The sequence below is a fragment of the Ensifer canadensis genome, from assembly GCF_017488845.2.
Lineage (GTDB): Bacteria > Pseudomonadota > Alphaproteobacteria > Rhizobiales > Rhizobiaceae > Ensifer > Ensifer canadensis.
In genome coordinates, this window is record NZ_CP083371.1 from 1,879,975 (window position 1) to 1,898,019 (window position 18,045).

General features: G+C 63.3%; 17 protein-coding genes. 15 read left to right on the forward strand and 2 right to left on the reverse strand.

Annotated features, from left to right (window positions below):
• Positions 1-56: 56 nt before the first annotated feature.
• The 6 genes from J3R84_RS28320 to J3R84_RS28345 all read left to right on the forward strand — a co-directional run bounded on the left by J3R84_RS28320 (position 57) and on the right by J3R84_RS28345 (position 6,380).
• A complete protein-coding gene (locus J3R84_RS28320) occupies positions 57-668 on the forward strand; it encodes a glutathione S-transferase family protein (protein WP_025429913.1) in 612 nt (203 codons plus the stop codon).
• 59 nt (positions 669-727) lie between these two features.
• Entirely contained in the window at positions 728-2,788 is a 2,061-nt protein-coding gene (locus J3R84_RS28325) for a 2Fe-2S iron-sulfur cluster-binding protein (protein ID WP_203529052.1), read from the forward strand.
• A 166-nt stretch (positions 2,789-2,954) separates the two neighbouring features.
• The gene (locus J3R84_RS28330; RefSeq protein WP_057206037.1) at positions 2,955-3,689 is read left to right on the forward strand and encodes an SDR family oxidoreductase; all 735 of its coding nucleotides are present in this window, start codon (positions 2,955-2,957) and stop codon (positions 3,687-3,689) included.
• Between the two features lie 112 nt (positions 3,690-3,801).
• A complete protein-coding gene (locus J3R84_RS28335) occupies positions 3,802-4,047 on the forward strand; it encodes an Atu4866 domain-containing protein (protein WP_025429910.1) in 246 nt (81 codons plus the stop codon).
• A 118-nt stretch (positions 4,048-4,165) separates the two neighbouring features.
• The gene (locus J3R84_RS28340) at positions 4,166-5,068 is read left to right on the forward strand and encodes an AraC family transcriptional regulator (protein ID WP_025429909.1); all 903 of its coding nucleotides are present in this window, start codon (positions 4,166-4,168) and stop codon (positions 5,066-5,068) included.
• 91 nt (positions 5,069-5,159) lie between these two features.
• Positions 5,160-6,380: an adenylate/guanylate cyclase domain-containing protein gene (locus tag J3R84_RS28345; protein WP_025429908.1), complete on the forward strand. Its 1,221-nt coding sequence runs from the start codon at positions 5,160-5,162 to the stop codon at positions 6,378-6,380.
• Between the two features lie 6 nt (positions 6,381-6,386).
• Here the strand turns inward: J3R84_RS28345 and J3R84_RS28350 are convergent, their stop codons facing one another.
• Entirely contained in the window at positions 6,387-7,283 is an 897-nt protein-coding gene (locus tag J3R84_RS28350; RefSeq protein ID WP_203529055.1) for a LysR family transcriptional regulator, read from the reverse strand.
• A gap of 114 nt (positions 7,284-7,397) precedes the next feature.
• Between J3R84_RS28350 and J3R84_RS28355 the strand changes: the two genes are divergently transcribed.
• From J3R84_RS28355 to J3R84_RS28365, 3 genes are read left to right on the forward strand one after another with little or no spacing between them, the layout of a single operon-like run.
• Positions 7,398-8,138, forward strand: a complete 741-nt coding sequence (locus J3R84_RS28355; RefSeq protein ID WP_025429906.1) for an SDR family oxidoreductase — start codon at positions 7,398-7,400, stop codon at positions 8,136-8,138.
• A 52-nt stretch (positions 8,139-8,190) separates the two neighbouring features.
• Positions 8,191-9,087 carry an SDR family oxidoreductase gene (locus J3R84_RS28360; protein ID WP_025429905.1) on the forward strand — a complete coding sequence of 299 codons (897 nt, stop codon included), beginning with the start codon at positions 8,191-8,193 and terminating at the stop codon, positions 9,085-9,087.
• 48 nt (positions 9,088-9,135) lie between these two features.
• Entirely contained in the window at positions 9,136-9,636 is a 501-nt protein-coding gene (locus J3R84_RS28365) for a DUF1097 domain-containing protein (protein ID WP_203529057.1), read from the forward strand.
• Positions 9,637-9,718: 82 nt separating this feature from the next.
• On the opposite strand, the gene J3R84_RS28370 is transcribed toward J3R84_RS28365, so the two are convergent.
• Positions 9,719-10,018 carry a DUF6074 family protein gene (locus J3R84_RS28370; RefSeq protein WP_025429903.1) on the reverse strand — a complete coding sequence of 100 codons (300 nt, stop codon included), beginning with the start codon at positions 10,016-10,018 and terminating at the stop codon, positions 9,719-9,721.
• A gap of 234 nt (positions 10,019-10,252) precedes the next feature.
• On the opposite strand from J3R84_RS28370, the gene J3R84_RS28375 reads away from it, so the two are divergent.
• From J3R84_RS28375 to J3R84_RS28400, 6 genes are all read left to right on the forward strand, one after another.
• Positions 10,253-11,971, forward strand: a complete 1,719-nt coding sequence (locus J3R84_RS28375; RefSeq protein WP_057224497.1) for an ABC transporter ATP-binding protein — start codon at positions 10,253-10,255, stop codon at positions 11,969-11,971.
• A 145-nt stretch (positions 11,972-12,116) separates the two neighbouring features.
• On the forward strand, positions 12,117-13,679 hold the full coding sequence (locus tag J3R84_RS28380) for a D-aminopeptidase (protein ID WP_113567229.1): 1,563 nt from the start codon (positions 12,117-12,119) through the stop codon (positions 13,677-13,679).
• 62 nt (positions 13,680-13,741) lie between these two features.
• Positions 13,742-14,533, forward strand: a complete 792-nt coding sequence (locus J3R84_RS28385) for a pseudouridine synthase (protein WP_025429900.1) — start codon at positions 13,742-13,744, stop codon at positions 14,531-14,533.
• Between the two features lie 255 nt (positions 14,534-14,788).
• Complete coding sequence (locus tag J3R84_RS28390) at positions 14,789-15,766, forward strand: tripartite tricarboxylate transporter substrate-binding protein (RefSeq protein ID WP_025429899.1); 978 nt, start codon at positions 14,789-14,791, stop codon at positions 15,764-15,766.
• A 239-nt stretch (positions 15,767-16,005) separates the two neighbouring features.
• Complete coding sequence (locus J3R84_RS28395) at positions 16,006-16,467, forward strand: tripartite tricarboxylate transporter TctB family protein (protein ID WP_025429898.1); 462 nt, start codon at positions 16,006-16,008, stop codon at positions 16,465-16,467.
• Positions 16,468-16,477: 10 nt separating this feature from the next.
• The gene (locus J3R84_RS28400) at positions 16,478-17,983 is read left to right on the forward strand and encodes a tripartite tricarboxylate transporter permease (RefSeq protein WP_025429897.1); all 1,506 of its coding nucleotides are present in this window, start codon (positions 16,478-16,480) and stop codon (positions 17,981-17,983) included.
• Positions 17,984-18,045 lie beyond the last annotated feature (62 nt).

Here is an 18,045-nt window from a genome sequence, read left to right on the forward strand (position 1 = left end):
CATGCATCCGCCGACGCTCCAGATCGACGGACGCCGCTACCAAAGGGAACATGACCATGAAACTCTACCGCCACCCGCTTTCGGGCCACTCGCATCGCGCTCAGCTCTTTCTGGCTCTGCTTGGCGCGCCGCACGAACTCGTCGATGTCGACCTGATGGCAAGGGCGCACAAGGCGCCGGATTTCCTCAAGCTCAACGCCTTCGGTCAGGTCCCTGTGCTCGACGACGACGGCACCATCGTGACGGATTCCAACGCCATCCTCGTTTATCTCGCCAAGAAGCTCGGTCGCACCGACTGGCTGCCGGAAGACGCCGTCGGTGCGGCGAAAGTGCAAAAATGGCTTTCGGTCGCCGCCGGCGAGATCGCCTACGGACCGGCCGCCGCACGGCTCGTCACAGTCTTCGGCGCAAACCTTCGCCCCGAAGAGGTGATCTCCCGAGCGCATCGCATCCTGGAACTGCTCGACGCAGAACTCACTGAGCGTGATTTCCTTTTGGGCAGCCGGCCGACCATCGCCGACGTCGCGCTTTACAGCTATGTCTCCAGCGCGCCCGAAGGAAATGTCGACCTCGGCAACTATGCCAACGTGCGCAACTGGCTGGGGCGGATCGAAGCCCTGCCCGGTTTCGTCGGCTTCCAGAAAACCGCAGCGGGCCTTGCCGCATGATTGTCCTGCCAGGGCGGACTGCTCCGCCCTGGCCTTTCTCATCAGAAAGGAAGCCACCGATGCTGGAGAAGATCGAGCCGACCCACGCCGCGTCCCCCTGGCATGAGGGCGAACTTGCCATTCAACGCAGCCTCGGCGTTGTCGACCGCATGGACGCGCCGGGCCGCAATTTCGTTCGTTCCTTCATGCCCGAGCAGCACCAGCAGTTTTTTCCGATGTTGCCCTTCATCGTGCTTGGAGCCGTCGATCCCGCCGGCGATGTCTGGGCAAGCCTGCGGGCGGGTGAACCGGGCTTCATGCAGGCGCCGGACGCACATGCCCTCAATGTCCAGCTGCCACGCGACCGAAACGACCCGGCCGACGGGGGCATGGAGGATGGCGCCGCCATTGCCGTGCTCGGCATCCAGTTGGAAACGCGGCGCCGGAATCGGTTGAACGGCACCATCCGACGGACAGCGGACGATCGCTTTGTTGTCGCCGTCGGCCAGAGCTTCGGCAACTGTCCGCAATATATCCAGTTGCGGGATTTTTCATTCACGCGGGAACCGAACGCTCCACCAAAGGCGCGCCCCGTTCACCTCGACGGTCTCGATGCGCGCGCGAAAGAAATCATCACCAACGCCGATGCGTTCTTCGTCGCCTCCTATGTCGACCGCGACAATGGCTTGCGCCAGGTGGACGTCTCGCATCGCGGCGGCAAGACCGGCTTTGTCCGCGTCGGCGAGGATGACGTGCTGACGATCCCCGATTTCGCCGGCAACAAGTTCTTCAACACGCTGGGCAATTTCATGCTCAACCCCAGGGCGGGCCTGCTCTTCGTCGATTTTGCGACCGGTGACATGCTGCAGATGACAGGTGAAGCTGAGGTGATCCTCACCTCGCCCGAAATCGACGCATTCCAGGGCGCCGAACGCCTTTGGCGTTTTCGACCGCGGCAAGTGGTCTATCGGCCTGATGGTTCGCCGCTTCGCTGGTCTTTCGAACAAGCAGGCTGGTCGCCCAATTCGCTGATGACAGGCGATTGGCAGCAGACGAAAGATCGCCTGCACGCCACTGCCCGCGCCGGAGAATGGCGGCCATTTCGGATCGTGCGGACAGAGGATGAGAGTGCGACCATCCGCTCGCTTTACCTGGAACCGGCCGATGACGCGGGTCTAGCACCGTTCCGGGCCGGTCAGCATCTGTCGATCCGGCTCAAGACGGAAGGCAAGCCGATCGTCCGAAGCTACACGCTTTCGGCCGCCCCCTCAGACGCTGCCTACCGCATCAGCGTCAAGCGCGACGGCACCGTCTCCTCCCTCCTCCATGGCCTCGGCCCCGGCGATGTCATCGAGACGCGCGCACCGGCTGGCAGTTTCGTGATCGACCCGACCGAACGCCGGCCGGCCGTGCTGCTTGCCGCCGGTGTCGGCATCACCCCGATGATCGCGATGTTGCGCCACATCCTCTACGACGGGCTACGCAACCGGCGTATCCGCCCGACATGGCTGTTCCAATCCGCCCGCAGTCTCGATGAACGCGCCTTCAACCAGGAGATCGCCTCCCTCGTCGATGCCGGCCAAGGCAAAATCCGCCTGACGCGCGTGTTCAGCCAAACGGATGGCGCACGCAAGGGCGAGGATTACGACACAGCCGGGCGCATCGACATCCCGTTGCTGCAATCCACCCTGCCCTTCGACGACTACGACTTCTATCTCTGCGGCCCGCGGGCTTTCATGCAATCGCTCTATGACGGACTGCGTGCGTTGAACGTCGCCGACGCCCGTATCCATGCGGAGACATTCGGCCTGTCGTCGCTGACCCGCAACCTCGACGCAGGATTGCCGACGGTGTCGAAGCCGCCTGCCAACACGTCGGTCCGCGTGATTTTTACCGACTCCGGCAAGGAAGCCCGTTGGCAACCGGGCGAAGGTACCCTGCTCGAGCTGGCCGAAGCCCGCGGCCTTTCGCCCGAATATGGTTGCCGCAACGGCAGTTGCGGCAGTTGCAGCACGCGGGTTCTGGAAGGCGAGGTCGCCTATCCCCAGCAACCGTCCTTCGAGGTCGGCCAAGGCGAAGCATTGATCTGCTGCGCCGTTCCGGCGGAAAATGACGGGCAGGCGCTCCAGTTGGCCGTCTAGACCCGCGGCACCGGGGCGCCCGACGACGGGTCAGGACCGTAGCGGCGGGCCATTCGGAGAATCGTGCAAGAATGCCGGAGTGCTGTTCTACCGCTCCATCGACCGGAGAGCGCATGGTGACTTTCAGAACCGGGGACGCCCCGGCCCATCGCGAAAGGAACCAAGCATGTCCGAGCTTCAAGGAAAAGTCGTCGCCATCACCGGCGCCAGCAGCGGCATTGGCGAGGCGGCCGCCCGATATCTGGCCGCCGCCGGTGCCCGCGTCATTCTTGGCGCCCGCCGCACCGATCGTCTGGAAACCCTTGCCGGCGAAATCCGCGCCGCCGGCGGCACCGCCAGCTTCAAGGCGCTGGATGTCACCGACCTTGCCAATATGCAGGCCTTCGTAGCCCATGCCGTTTCCGAGTTCGGACGGCTTGACGTCATCGTCAACAATGCCGGCGTCATGCCGCTGTCGCCACTTTCGGCCCTCAAGGTCAACGAGTGGAACCGGATGATCGATGTCAACATCCGCGGCGTGCTGAATGGCATCGCCGCCAGCCTGCCCGTGATGACCGAGCAGGGCAACGGCCAGATCGTCAACCTGTCGTCGATCGGCGGTCACGCCGTCTCGCCGACCGCCGCCGTCTATTGCGCCACGAAGTTCGCCGTCCGGGCGATTTCCGATGGCCTTCGCCAGGAAACCGATCGCATCCGCGTCAGCGTGGTCTCGCCCGGCGTCACCGAATCGGAACTGGCCGACAGCATCTCTGACGAGACTGCCCGCGGCGCCATGCGCGACTTCCGGCGCATCGCCATCCCGGCCACCGCAATTGCCCGGGCAATCGCCTATGCCATCGAACAGCCCTCAGATGTCGATGTCAGCGAAATCATCGTGCGCCCGACGGCAAGCCCGCACTAATCAGGTACAAGTGGAGCGCCCGCAGATGAACCGCACTTCTCGAACATCGGTGGCATTGGGCCTTGTCCTTTCCGCCCTGTCGCCAGATCCGCCATCCGCATAGGAGAAAACCATGCAACAGGCGCCGCATCCCTATGTCGGCATGTGGGTTACCGAAGACGGCCGCATCCGTCACCACCTGCTGCCTGACGGCCGCTATGACGAAGCGCGCGGCAAACGGCAGAGCGCCTATCAGGGCCGTTACTGGGTGACCGGCAATCATATCGACTATGTCGACGATACCGGCTTTACCGCCGACGGCGATTTTGTCGACGGCGTGCTCTATCATGCCGGCATGATCCTGCGCCGGGAAGATTAGGCCAAAGAGAGCGGCGGCTGGCGGCATCCGCCGCTGCCGCACCAATTATCCCGTTGAACTTGCGCCCGGAAAAGGTCAGCCTCTGCCGGACGCCAATCCCGCACAAAGGAAAACGTCCTTGGGCGATCTCGACGAATTCCAGTACCTGATGGAGCGCAACAGCGGCATCGACGGCGTGCTGTCGACGGCGATACCGCGCCTCATCCTGATCCGATCGTCGAGCCCAACCGAGCCGATCCATACGTTACATGAACCCGCCGTCTGCTTCATCGCGCAAGGATCCAAGCAGGTGATGCTGGGCGAGACGGTCCACACCTACGATCCAAACCGGTATCTCACCGTTTCCGTCGACCTGCCGGTCATCGGCCAGGTCATCGACGCGTCACCGGAAAAACCCTATCTCTGCCTGCGCCTCGACCTCGACCCGACGATGCTGAGCGCATTGGTGCTCGAGGCTGGCCACTCGCCGATCGATGGCGGCGTGCCCGGACCCGGGCTGTTCCTCAGCGACACCACCGCCGAGCTGCTCGACGCGATCGTCCGGCTGCTGCGCCTGCTCGACCGGCCGGAGGAAATCGCCGTGCTGGCGCCGCTGGCGGAACGCGAGATCCTCTACCGTCTGCTGATGGGTGAGCAGGGTCACCGACTGCGCCAGATCGCCCGCTCCGAGAGCAAGCTGACCCAGGTCAACCGCGCGATCGACCTCATCAAACGCGACTTCCGCAAGCCGCTGCGCATCGAAGATCTGGCAGCAAAAGCCAATATGAGCCTCTCGTCCTTTCATCAGCATTTCAAGGCGGTGACGGCGATGAGCCCGCTGCAATATCAAAAGCAGCTCCGGCTGCAGGAGGCTCGACGATTGATCCTCAGCCAGGCGATCGACGCGGCCACGGCCGGGCATCATGTGGGCTACGACAGTCCTTCGCAGTTTTCGCGCGAATACGCCCGACTTTTCGGTGCGCCGCCGCTACGCGACATCGCGCGGCTGCGGGCTGCACCTTCCTATCTGCTTGAGGCCTGAATCGCTTCAGGTGCTGGAACCGCGCCGGCACTTTGGCTATTGATAACGCAGACTGCGCCAAGCCACCGGCAGCTCCAGAGCGGGACCCGTTATGAACGACCAACAGATCCGCGACATCATCCTCTGGCTGTCGCAAGAGGGCCTCAAGGGCCTGCAAGAACCCGAGATGCTTGCCGGCTTCTGCGAGCGCTGCATTGCCGCGGGCATGGACATTGCCCGTGGCCAGGGGCTGATCGACACGTTGCATCCGGAATTCGAGGGCCGCGCCTTCCAGTGGAACCGCGAAAGCGACGTGGCGCCGGAGGTCGTGCAATATTCCTCGACCACCGGCGGAGAAGCGCAGGCGAATTGGCATCGCTCGATCTTCTACCACATGCTGACGGCGTGCGAGCCGGAGCGGCGCGTGCGCCTCGCCGACGAGCGCTCGGTGCAATATCATGTGCTCGACCGCCTGAAGGCGGAAGGCCACACCGATTGCATCAACATGATCCATCACTTCACCGACCAGGGCCGCGTCGGCGAGATGGATTGCTTCTATTCCTACTGGACCACACGCCGGCAAAGCGGCTTTGCCGAAGAAGAAATCGCCGCCCTTCGCATTCTCCTGCCGACCCTTGCGCTGGCGGTAAAGACCACGTCCTGCGTCCGGATCATCAGCACACTCGCCGATGTCTATCTCGGCGCCGATGCCGGCCGGCGCGTGGTCGAAGGCAGCATCGTGCGCGGCGAGGCCGAGCGCATCGAAACCGTCATGTGGTTTTCGGACCTGCGCAACTACACCCGGATCTCCGACACAGCCGCCCCGGAAGACATCATCCCCTTCCTCAACGACTATGCGGGCATGGTCATCTCAGCCATCCACGATCACGGCGGCAGCGTGCTCAAGCTGATCGGCGACGGCGTGCTTGCCATCTTCAATGCCGACGAGCCAACGACTGCCTGCGCCAACGCGACCGCCGCCGAGCGGCAATTGCGGCGCATGCTAGTGGCGCTGAATGCGCGCCGACAAGAGGAGGGAAAGCCGACAACCGACGTCTATCTCGGCCTGCACATCGGCGAGGTCTTCTACGGCAATATCGGCAGCCAGAACCGTCTCGACTTCACCGTCGTCGGCCCCGCGGTCAACGAAGTCAGCCGTATCGCCTCGATGTGCCGCTCGGTCGAACGACAGGTGATCATGTCGGCGGATTTCGTCGAGGCCTGCCCGCCTGAGCTTCAGGCAGACGCTGTTTCGCTCGGACGTTTTGCTCTGCGGGGGATTGCCCGAGCAAAGGAACTGTTCACCTGGGATCCGGAACTGCCGACGGATTGATGCACATTATCGATCGCAACCCTCGGCGAACACGCCAGCCAGCCAGTCGATGAAGACGCGCACCCGCGGCGAAAGCTGGCGGTTGCGCGGATAGAGCAGGAAAACCGGCGTCGGCGTCGGACGGCAGTTTTCAAGCACCTCGACCAGCGTACCCTCGTGGAGATCTCGCTCGACATGGTAACGCGGCACCTGAATGAGCCCGAGCCCCAGCCTTGCGGCAGCAACGAAGCTTTCGGCGGCGTTAACCGCGACCGTCACCGGCAGTGCGACATATTCGACCTTGCCCCCAATCTGGAATTCGAGCGGTATCGGAGCGCCTGAAGTCGACGAACGAAAGCCGACCATGCGATGCCCTTCCAGGCTATCGAACCTTTCGGGCCTGCCGTGGCGGGCGATATAGTCGGGTGACGCACAGGTGATCTCATCGAGCATCGTCATGCGCCGCCCGATCATCTCGCTGTCCTGCGGCTCGCCGACCCGCAGCACACAATCGATGCCTTCCCGAATGAGATCGACCAAACGGTCGCCCTCGCTCATGTAGAGTTCGATCTCAGGGTAGGTCGCGAGAAAGGCGGGCAGGCTCGGCAGCACGAAGTGGCGTGCCAGCGTTCCATGCACGTCGATGCGAAGCAGGCCTTTGGGCCTGGCGCCGGCAAAGGCGCCTTCGGCATCTTCGATATCGTCGAGAATGGAGATGCAGCGCTGGTGATAGGCAGCACCGTCCAATGTCGGGCTAACATGGCGCGTCGTGCGCTGCAGCAGGCGAATACCCAGTCGTGCTTCCAACTGCTTGACCGCATCGGTCACCGTCGAGCGCGGCAGGCCAAGATCATCAGCGGCTTGCGTGAAACTGCGCCTTTCAACGACGCGCGAGAACACGCGCATGGCATCGAACCTGTCCATTTGTTCGTAATCTCCGGATTATGTTGCCGGATTATGCATGATTATCCGAGTCACGAAAGACGTCATCTTCTCCTCACCAACAAGCCAAGCGCTTCACAACGAAGGAGAAACATCATGCAGGAACACACCAACAGGGTCGCCATCGTTACCGGCGCCTCGCGCGGCATCGGTGCGGCGATTGCCGAACGCCTGGCCGCCGACGGTCTCACGGTCGTCATCAACTATGCCGGTGACGCCGCTTCCGCCGAGAAGCTGGCACGAAAGATTGAGGAGAAGGGTGGCCGCGCCCTAACCGCCAGGGCCGATGTTGCCGATCCGGAAGCGGTGAAGCGCCTGTTCGACGCAACCGAGGCTGCGTTCGGCGGCATCGACATACTGATCAACAACGCTGGCGTCCTGAAGACCGCCGCTCTTGCCGAAACCAGCGACGAGGAATTCGACCGTCACTTCGCCATCAACACCAAGGGCACCTTCAACACCCTGCGCGAAGCCTCAAAACGCATGCGCAGCGGTGGCCGCATCGTCAACTTCTCCTCGACGACCCTCGCCCTCAACCTGCCGGGCTATGCGGTCTACAACGCCACCAAGGCCGCAGTTGAAGCGCTAACACACGTTTTTGCCAAGGAGCTTCGCGGCCGCGACATCACCGTCAACGCCGTGGCGCCAGGTCCGATTGCGACCGATCTGTTTCTGTCGGGCAAGAGCGAAGAGCTTGTCGCCCAGTTTGCCAAGATGCCGCCGCTTGAGCGGCTCGGTCAGCCGGACGACATCGCCAGTGTCGTCGCCTTCCTTGTCGGTCCCGATGCCGGCTGGGTCAACGGTCAGATCCTGCGCGCCAACGGCGGCGTTGCCTGACATCCGCGCCCATCCCCACTCATATCCCCTTTTCGAACGAAGGAGCAGAACCATGTCTTCCGTCATTCTTGTTACCGGGGCCGGCTCCGGCATCGGCAGGCTTTCCGCCGAAGCACTTGCCCGCGCCGGACATACCGTCTACGCCTCGATGCGCGGCATCGACGGCCGTAACAGCGACCGCGCCTTGGAGATGCGCGCCGCCGCCGAGCGCGGCGGATACGATCTGCGCCCGCTCGAACTCGATGTGTTGTCACAGCCCTCCGCGGACGCCGCCGTTGCGACGATCATCGCCGAACAGGGCGGCATCGACGTCGTCATGCACAATGTCGGTCACCTCGTCATCGGCCCGACCGAGGCGTTCACGCCGGAGGAACTGGCCAAGGTCTTCGATACCAACCTCTTCGGCGTGCAGCGGGTCAACCGCGCCGTGCTGCCGGAAATGCGCAAGCGTGAACACGGGCTTGTCCTGTGGATCAGCAGCACCACCACCAAAGGCGGTTTCCCGCCCTTCCTCGGACCCTATGCAGCTGCCAAGGCGGCGATGGATTCCCTTGCCGTTACCATGTCCTACGAACTGACGCGTTTCGGCATCGAGACCTCGATCGTCGTGCCCGGCGCCTTTACCCGCGGGACCAATCATTTCCCGACCGCCGGGCGCCCAGCGGACGAGGAAACGGTCGCGGCCTACGCCCGCTATGACGGTCTCCTGGACCAGGTCGGCGAGCGCCTGAGCGAGTTGACGCCGGATGATGCCGATCCACGGGCCGTTGCCGACGAAGTCGTGCGCATCGTCGGCCTGCCGGAGGGATCGCGCCCCGCGCGATCGGTCATCGATTTCGTCGGAGACGGTGCTGCGGAAGTGATCGAGGTCGCCGAACGCATGCGCATCGACTTCGCCCGGCGCATCGGCATCGCCGACCTGCTGTCGATCGAAAAGACCCAAGCCTGACCCCGTCCGTCAGACAACCGCCCATTCAACCCATTTCGAGGATATGTCATGACCGCGCAAACAGAACCAACCGGCCGAGCGCCCTCCGCCTGGAAATTCAATCTGCTGACGCTCGTGGCGGCAACCACGGCCGCCGTCGCTGCCACGACTTCGGCAAGCGTCGGCTGGCCCGTCTGGGCGATGTTCATGGGGTGGGTCGCGTTCTTTACCCGCGGTCACATGGCACGTGAGGCATTGACCAGCTACATCTGCCTTGCCGTCGGCATCGCCATCGGCATGGCTGCGGCCCTCGCGCTCCGGGCTTTGATGCCTGCAATGGGGGCGCTGGCCTTCGGGCCGGTCGTCTTTGTCGTCGCGATGATTGTGGTGTCCTTACGGGCAACCGCCCCAGTCAACAACGTGCCTGCCTATTTTCTTGGCCTGATCACATTCTTCGCGGCGCATCTGGAGCCCGGATGGCTCGCGTTTTGCGAACTGGCTGGTGTCGCCGGCCTCGGCTGCGCGGCCGCATGGGCGGCGCATCGTCTGCAGGGGGCCATCGGGCGCTGACCACCACGGCTCCGGCGCAAGCGCCGGGGCTTTCCCTTGCTGGCCGAGCGATCAATACGAAAGGTCGAACCGTTCGTTCGAATTACTGGCTTACTGCACCGGCGGAAAGCCGGGACTGGTGGCGCTGCCAGAGTTCGGCCTGTACCTCGGCCTGAAATGCCATGACCTGCTCACGCATTTCCGCATCGGAGCAGCCGAGCGCAAGCAACTCGTCGGCAAGTGCCCGGCATTCCCGCCGCCAATATTGCACGGCGTCGTCACCATGGAGGTCTTCGAGTTCGGCAGCACAGATGCGAATGGTGCTCAGTCTTCTTGCCATCGGAAACGGGACGACATCACGTCCGCCAAACACCGCCGCTTCATCTGATCTATCGCCTGCCATTGCTTCATTCGCTCCCCTGCTGATTCCCTCTTCTACGGAGCTTATGGTTAACGTTTTCTTCCCTTTCCCACGTTCCGTCTCATCCGGGGATTACATGCCCGGGTTGGTGCGCTTTGTGACAGCATCAATTCGCTTTTTCGGTCGCATATCTGTTGGCTTCCGGGTAGAAACATGACATTTGAACTCAGATTTTACGGCCGTTCCCAAGCGGCTGCCCATGTGAGTGCGGTTGTCATGTTGAAGCGCTTCTTCGCGTTCTACCGGCCCTATCGCGGCCTCTTCATTCTCGACTTCACCTGCGCGGTGTTGTCCGGCCTGCTGGAGCTCGGCTTTCCGGTCGCGGTCAAGCTGTTCGTCGACCAGCTGCTGCCGAGCCAGGAATGGACACTGATCCTGCTCGCCTCCGTCGGTCTTCTCGTCGTCTATCTCGTCAATACCGGCTTGATGGCGACGGTCACCTATTGGGGACACATGCTCGGCATCAACATCGAAACCGATATGCGCCGCATGGCTTTCGATCATCTGCAGAAGCTTTCCTTCAGTTTCTTCGACAACCAGAAGACCGGGCATCTCGTCGGGCGCCTGACGAAGGACCTCGAAGAGATCGGCGAAGTCGCTCATCACGGCCCCGAAGACCTTTTCATCGCGATCATGACCTTCATCGGCGCGTTGCTTTTGATGATGACGGTGCATTGGCAATTGGCGCTGATCACGGCGGCGGTCGTGCCGATCACCGCCTGGGTCACCAGCCGCTACGGCGGCCGGATGGCCAGCAACTTCCGCAACCTTTATGGCCGCGTCGGCGACTTCAACGCCCGCATCGAGGAAAATGTCGGCGGCATCCGCGTGGTCCAGGCCTTCGCCAACGAAGAGCACGAGCGCAACCTGTTCGAGACCGACAATCAGAACTACCGCCAAACGAAGCTCGAGGCCTACCGCATCATGGCCGCCAGCACCTCGCTCAGCTACATGAGCATGCGGCTGACGCAGTTGATCGTAATGATTACCGGCAGCTACTTCGTGCTGACCGGACAATTGAGCAATGGCGGCTTTATCGGCTTCCTGCTTTTGGTCGGCGTCTTCTTCCGCCCGGTTGAGAAGATCAACTCGGTCATCGAGACCTATCCCAAGGGCATCGCCGGCTTCAAACGCTTCATCGAGCTGATGGAGACCGAGCCTGACATCGAGGATCGTCCGGGCGCCGTCGACGTGTCCGGCCTGCGCGGCGACATCACCTATCGCAACGTCTCATTCGGCTACAGCCCCGACAAGCCGACCATCGCCAACATCGACCTGACGATCAAAGCCGGAGAAACCGTGGCCTTTGTCGGCCCCTCGGGCGCCGGCAAGACGACGATCTGCTCGCTGCTGCCGCGGTTCTACGAGGTCGCCGAAGGCAGCATCACCGTCGACGGCGTCGACATTCGTGACATCAAGCTCGCCTCTCTTCGCGGACAGATCGGCATCGTGCAGCAGGATGTTTTCCTGTTCGCCGGCACGATCCGCGACAACATCGCCTATGGACGTCTGGGCGCAAGCGAAGCCGATATCCTCGATGCCGCTCGCCGGGCCAAACTCGACGGCATGATCGCGGCTCTGCCCGACGGCATGGACACGGTCATCGGGGAGCGCGGCGTCAAGCTATCCGGCGGTCAGAAGCAGCGCCTGGCAATCGCCCGGATGTTCCTGAAGAACCCGTCAATCCTGATCCTCGACGAGGCGACATCGGCGCTCGACACGGAAACCGAAAAGGCGATCCAGCAATCGCTTGCCGAACTTTCCAAAGGTCGAACCACACTGGTCATCGCCCACCGCCTGGCGACGATCCGCGATGCCGACCGCATCATCGTCGTCGACACGAACGGCATCAGCGAACAAGGACCACACGACACGCTGCTCGCCGCCAAGGGCACCTATAGCCGGCTTTATCACGCCCAGGCCGGATTGCGTTGAGGCCGGCGCAGCGCGGTTGCACTTGCGTTGACGGAGCGGTAGGTACGAAGCCGATCCGCCCGTCCGGGCGGCAGGTTTCCTTCCCGACCGACTGGCCCCATCGACTGGGCCTACCGACTGGCCCCACCGACTGGCATTGCGCACCATGACCACCCTGGATCTTCCCGCCCTCGAACGAGCCGTCCTCGCCTTGCCGCAGCAATACAGGGGGCCCGGCGGCGTCGTCGGTGTCGTCAGGGACGGCGAGGTCATCCTCAAGCACGTCTGGGGCTATGCCGATCTTACGGCGCGCAAGCCGATGACGGCAGGCACGCTGCTGCCGATCTGCTCGATCAGCAAACAGTTCACCTGCGCGGTGTTGCTCGACACGGTGGGCGATCCCGCCAAGCTCGATGGCGCACTCGATGCCTACCTGCCGCTGATCGAAGGCAAACGTCCGAGCGTGGCGCATCTCTGCCACAACCAGTCTGGCCTGCGCGACTACTGGGCCCTGACGGTGCTGCAGGGCGCCATGGCCGACGGCGTCTTCCGCCGTGAGCACGCCCGGCCGCTGCTGTCGCGCGCCCGCTCGACGCATTTCGAGCCCGGCACGCGCTATTCCTATTCGAACGGCAACTACCGTATCCTGGCCGACCTCATCGAAGATTTTTCGGGTCGATCGTTGTCCGAGCTCTACGACCGCAGCACTTTCGGTCCGGCCGGCATGACCACGGCCGCCCTCACCCCCGATACCAGTATCTCGCCGAACGGCGTGATCGGCTACGAGGGCAATGAGACCACAGGCTATTTCGAGGCGACCAACCGGATCTACTGGGCGGGGGATGCCGGTATTTCGGCGACGCTTGACGACATGCTCGCCTGGGAGCGCTTCATCGATCGTACGCGTGACGACGAAGCCGGCCTCTACCGCAGGCTTTCCGCGCCGCAGACCTATGCGGACGGGCGGGCAGCAACTTACGGCTTCGGCCTTGCCCACGAACGGATCGGCGACGTCGCGATCACCGGCCATGGCGGCGCCTTGCGCGGCTTCCGCAGCCGTCGCCTTCATGCGGCCAGTGAGCGCCTCTCGATCGTCGTGATGTTCAACCACGAGGCCGACGCCCATGCCGCGGCGACGGCACTGATGAAGGTCGCGCTCGGTCACCGCGATGCCGAGGCGGCAGCCGGCGACTGGAATAGCGAACAGTTCGGCACCTATCTCGAACCGGAGACCGGCCTGGCGCTGTCGACGCGGCCGTTGGGATCGGGGCGGCTTGAACTGCGCTTCGCGACGGCAGGAGAATCGCTGCAGATCGCAGCGGACGCTATCGCCCGCTCCGGATCGGTTTCGTTGACGCCGAACGGCACCGGCCTGCACATGGAGCGTGAGCGCGAGAACCTGCAGACGACGGCCGAGAGGGTTGCCGGCAAGGCAAAGCCTGACATAGCCGGTCGTTACCACTCCGCAGAACTCGACGCCGATATCGAAATCGTTTCCACCAACGGCATCTTCTTTGCCGGTTTTAATGGCATGCTCGGCAAGGGTGCGATGCATGCGCTGCGGCCGTTTGCCGATGATGTCTGGCTGCTCAGCTGCAAGCGCTCGATGGACGCGCCGGCGCCCGGCGACTGGACCGTACGGATCCACCGCAACGGACAGGGCGCCGTTTCCGGCCTGACGATCGGATGCTGGCTTGCCCGGCAGATCGACTATATCAAGGTCGACTGAACGACGGTTCCGAGGCTTCGCGACAGGCGCCGGCAGCCAGAGATAGATGGAGACGACCCGAAGTGAGGCAGAAACGGCCGGCAGCAGGACGAGGCGAAGGCACTGGACGCATGACCGGCGACATCGGCAAGCGCGTAACCATCGCCCGTGCCCTTTCCAAGCTTGGCTACTGCTCGCGGACGCAGGCGGAAAAGCTGGTGCTTGAGGGCCGAGTCAGCATCGGCGGCCGCAAGACCACCGATCTAGCCCAATGGGTCGATATCGAAAAAGACCGCATCGCCGTCGACGGCAAGGCCGTTCTGGCGGAAGACAAGATCTACCTGATGCTCAACAAACCGCGTGGCCTGGTGACGACACGGCACGACCCGGAGGGGCGCCCGACCGTCTTTGATTGCCTGAGCGAGAGCGATGCACAGTTCCTCTCGCCGGTCGGTCGGCTGGACAAGGCGAGCGAGGGCCTGCTGCTCTTCACCAACGACACCGTGCTCGCCCAGCGCCTGCTCGACCCGGAAACCCATCTCGGCAAGGTCTATCATGTCCAGGTACCGGGCGAGATCGGCGACGCCAAGCTCCGGTCGATGGTCGACGGCGTCGACGAGGGCGGCGAGCATTTGCGCGCTGCGCGCGCCGGACAGTTAAGAGGCGGCGAGAAGAACAGCTGGATCGAGGTCGAGCTGCACGAAGGGCGCAATCGCCAGATCCGCCGCATGCTCGACGTCCTCGGCTTCGAGGTGCTGCGGCTCGTGCGCGTCTCGATCGGCGACATCGCGCTCGGAAAGCTTGCGAAAGGCGCGACGCGTCCGCTGACAACAGACGAAGTGCAGTATCTGAGGCAGCGTACGGGACAGCAATAGCCGCCGAACGGCCGTTCGCGGGCAGCGTCGCCACGACCGCGGTGATCCGCGGCGCCCGCAATGGGTGGAAATCCACCCACCAAGCGAGCCTCTTGTTTCCGAATCCACCCAAAACCAGACAACCGTCGGCAGAAATGCACGGCAACGCACGGCGAACCCGTTGTCTGTGCTAAGATTGCCTCTGCAAATGGGTCAACCAGAATCGGCATGGGAGGAGCCTTGCCGGCTGGTCGATATTTCATCCGGGAGGAAAAGATGAAAACCCTGAATGCGCTTCTTGGCGCCGTTGCCGCGCTGTCCCTGTTTGCCGCTTCCGCCAATGCGCAGACCTATCCCGAACGCTCGATCACCATGGTCGTTCCGTTCTCGGCCGGCGGCCCGACGGATACCGTCGCACGCCTCGTCGCCGAATCCATGTCGAAGGATCTCGGCCAGCAGATCATCGTCGAAAACGTCGGCGGCGCCGGCGGCACTTTGGGCGCCGGTCGCGTTGCCCAGGCCGATCCGGATGGCTACACGGTACTGCTCCACCATATCGGCATGGCAACCAGCGCCACGCTCTACCGCAAGCTCGCCTATGACACGCTGAACGCGTTCGAGTATGTCGGTCTCGTCACCGAAGTGCCGATGACGATCGTCGCGCGCAAGGATCTCGAGCCGACCGATCTCAAGGGCCTCGTCGAATACGCAAAGGCGAACAAGGACACGGTCACCGTTGCCAATGCCGGCATCGGCGCTGCCTCGCACCTCTGCGGCATGATGTTCATGAGCGCCATCGAAACGCCGCTGACCACCGTTCCCTACAAGGGCACCGGTCCGGCGATGACCGATCTGCTCGGCGGCCAGGTCGACATCATGTGCGACCAGACCACCAACACCACCAAGCAGATCCAGGGCGGCACGATCAAGGCCTATGCCGTCACTTCGCCTGAACGTCTCAAGGTCTTCCCGGACCTGCCGACGACAACGGAAGGCGGCCTTCCGGGGCTGCAGGTCGGCATCTGGCACGGTGTTTATACGCCGAAGGGCACGCCGGCCGAAGTCAACGAGCGGCTGTCGAAGTCGCTGCAGGTGGCTCTCAAGGATCCGAACGTCGTCGCCCGCTTCGGCGAACTCGGCACGGTACCGTCGAGCGAAGCCGATGCCACCCCGGCAGCGCTGAAGGCTAAGCTTGAAAGCGAAATCACACGCTGGAAGCCGGTCATCGAAGCCGCCGGCCAGTACGCCGACTAAATTGAGACGCTGCCCGCCACGATCCTTAAGCCCAAGCGGCCCGGATCGTGGCGGGTTTGTCGCCTGAGGCAGGGCATACGGCATCGCCGGAGGGTAATCGCGCCGGCCGTCGGCTTCGGTTACACTTCAAGGTGTCATCCGATCGTCAGCCGCAAGACGTCACTGGCAACTGGCAGTCCGAGCTTGAGTTCGACCCTTCCCGGTCGGCGCTCAGCCAAAAAAAACCAAATGGGGACACGATGAAATCAATCTCCTTCGACACCACCAATGCGCTCTGTGGCGGCCTCCTGACGGCCGTCGGGCTGTTCTTCGCCTGGCAGGCGTTCAACCTTGAGCTCGGCACCGCCTTCCGCATGGGCCCGGGCTATTTCCCGCTGGTGCTCGCCGTCATCCTGACGCTTCTCGGTATCGTGATCCTCGTTCAGTCGACCCGCGTCCAGGGAGAGCCGATCGGGGCTATCGCCGTGCGCGGCATGCTGTTCATCCTGCCGGCGCCGGTCTTCTTTGGCCTGACGGTTCGCGGGCTCGGCTTTGTGCCGTCGCTGTTTTTTACGGCACTGATTGCCTGCTTTGCCTCCGGTCGCATGAAACCGTTGACCGCCATCGCCCTGTCGCTGGCGCTGACGGCTTTTTCGGTCGCGGTCTTCAGCTACGGCCTCGGCTTGCCCTTCCAGCGCTTCGGCCCCTGGACCCAGTACTAGGAGAGGGATGATGGATCTATTCAGCAATCTTGCACTCGGATTCACCACGGCCGCCTCGCCGGAAAACCTGCTCTTCTGCCTGATCGGCGTTCTGCTCGGCACGCTGATCGGCGTGCTGCCCGGCATCGGGGCAACGGCGACCATCGCCATGCTGCTGCCGATCACCTTTCAGCTGGAGCCGGTCTCCTCGCTGATCATGCTCGCCGGCATCTATTACGGGGCACAATACGGCGGCTCGACCACGGCGATCCTTATCAACATGCCGGGAGAATCCTCGTCTGCCGTCACCGCGATCGACGGTTACCAGATGGCCCGCAAGGGCCGCGCCGGTGCCGCACTGGCAATCGCCGCGCTCGGCTCGTTCTTCGCCGGTACGGTCTCGACCTTCCTGGTCGCAGTCTTCGCCCCGCCCCTGACCGAGATCGCGCTGAAGTTCGGCGCGGCAGAATATTTCTCGCTGATGATCGTCGGCCTCGTGTCGTCGGTCGCGCTGGCACACGGATCAATCGTCAAGGCCTTGGCGATGGTGGCGCTCGGCCTCTTGCTCGGCCTCGTCGGCACCGACATCTACACCGGCACGCCACGCTTCACCCTGGGGATCCGGGAATATTCGGACGGCCTGAACTTCGTCGCCCTGGCGGTCGGCGTCTTCGGCATCGCCGAAATCCTGCGCAACCTCGAAAACGAGCGCACGCGCGAAGTGCTGATGGCCAAGGTCACGGACCTGATGCCGACGCGCGACGACTTCAAGCGCATGGTCGGCCCGGTTCTGCGCGGCACCGCGATCGGCTCGGCGCTGGGCATTCTGCCCGGCGGCGGCGCCATCCTCGCGGCCTTCGCCTCCTATACCGTCGAAAAGCGCGTCTCCGACCGACCGGAAGAATTCGGCCACGGCGCCATCGCGGGCGTCGCCGGCCCGGAAAGCGCCAACAACGCCGGTGCCCAGACCTCGTTCATCCCGTTGTTGACGCTCGGCATCCCGGCAAACCCGGTCATGGCGCTGATGATCGGCGCGATGATCATCCAGGGCATCGTACCCGGGCCCAACGTTGCCGCAGAACAACCGGCTCTCTTCTGGGGCATCATCGCCTCGATGTGGATCGGCAACCTGATGCTGGTGGTGCTGAACCTGCCGCTGATCGGGCTGTGGGTGCGGCTGTTGAAGATCCCGTATTATGTGCTCTTCCCGATCATCATGGCGTTCTGCTCGATCGGCGTCTACAGCGTCAACTCCAACGTCTACGACCTCTACGCCGTCGCCTTCTTCGGCCTCGTCGGCTACCTGCTCTTGAAGCTGCGCTGCGAACCGGCTCCACTCCTGCTCGGCTTCGTGCTCGGCCCGTTGCTGGAAGAAAACCTGCGGCGGGCGATGATCCTGTCGCGCGGCGATCCGACCACCTTCGTCACGCGGCCGATCAGCGCGATCCTGCTGTTGATCGCAGCCATGGTGCTGGTGGTGGTGTTCCTGCCGAGCGTCAAGGCCAAGCGCGAGGAGGTTTTCGTCGAGGAAGAATGATCGACGGGATGCGGCATTCTGCCCCTGCGCGGTTTGCCACATTGAGGTTTGTCAATAACGTC

Excerpts from the sequence above, each read along its gene's own strand:
- J3R84_RS28325 (WP_203529052.1), top strand. The coding sequence starts at position 728 with ATGCTGGAGAAGATCGAGCCGACCCACGCCGCGTCCCCCTGGCATGAG.
- J3R84_RS28360 (WP_025429905.1), top strand. The coding sequence starts at position 8,191 with ATGTCTTCCGTCATTCTTGTTACCGGGGCCGGCTCCGGCATCGGCAGG.
- J3R84_RS28350 (WP_203529055.1), bottom strand. The coding sequence starts at position 7,283 with ATGGACAGGTTCGATGCCATGCGCGTGTTCTCGCGCGTCGTTGAAAGG.
- J3R84_RS28390 (WP_025429899.1), top strand. The coding sequence starts at position 14,789 with ATGAAAACCCTGAATGCGCTTCTTGGCGCCGTTGCCGCGCTGTCCCTG.
- J3R84_RS28375 (WP_057224497.1), top strand. The coding sequence starts at position 10,253 with ATGTTGAAGCGCTTCTTCGCGTTCTACCGGCCCTATCGCGGCCTCTTC.
- J3R84_RS28380 (WP_113567229.1), top strand. The coding sequence starts at position 12,117 with ATGACCACCCTGGATCTTCCCGCCCTCGAACGAGCCGTCCTCGCCTTG.
- J3R84_RS28345 (WP_025429908.1), top strand. The coding sequence starts at position 5,160 with ATGAACGACCAACAGATCCGCGACATCATCCTCTGGCTGTCGCAAGAG.
- J3R84_RS28335 (WP_025429910.1), top strand. The coding sequence starts at position 3,802 with ATGCAACAGGCGCCGCATCCCTATGTCGGCATGTGGGTTACCGAAGAC.
- J3R84_RS28400 (WP_025429897.1), top strand. The coding sequence starts at position 16,478 with ATGGATCTATTCAGCAATCTTGCACTCGGATTCACCACGGCCGCCTCG.
- J3R84_RS28355 (WP_025429906.1), top strand. The coding sequence starts at position 7,398 with ATGCAGGAACACACCAACAGGGTCGCCATCGTTACCGGCGCCTCGCGC.
- J3R84_RS28320 (WP_025429913.1), top strand. The coding sequence starts at position 57 with ATGAAACTCTACCGCCACCCGCTTTCGGGCCACTCGCATCGCGCTCAG.
- J3R84_RS28365 (WP_203529057.1), top strand. The coding sequence starts at position 9,136 with ATGACCGCGCAAACAGAACCAACCGGCCGAGCGCCCTCCGCCTGGAAA.
- J3R84_RS28395 (WP_025429898.1), top strand. The coding sequence starts at position 16,006 with ATGAAATCAATCTCCTTCGACACCACCAATGCGCTCTGTGGCGGCCTC.
- J3R84_RS28370 (WP_025429903.1), bottom strand. The coding sequence starts at position 10,018 with ATGGCAGGCGATAGATCAGATGAAGCGGCGGTGTTTGGCGGACGTGAT.
- J3R84_RS28330 (WP_057206037.1), top strand. The coding sequence starts at position 2,955 with ATGTCCGAGCTTCAAGGAAAAGTCGTCGCCATCACCGGCGCCAGCAGC.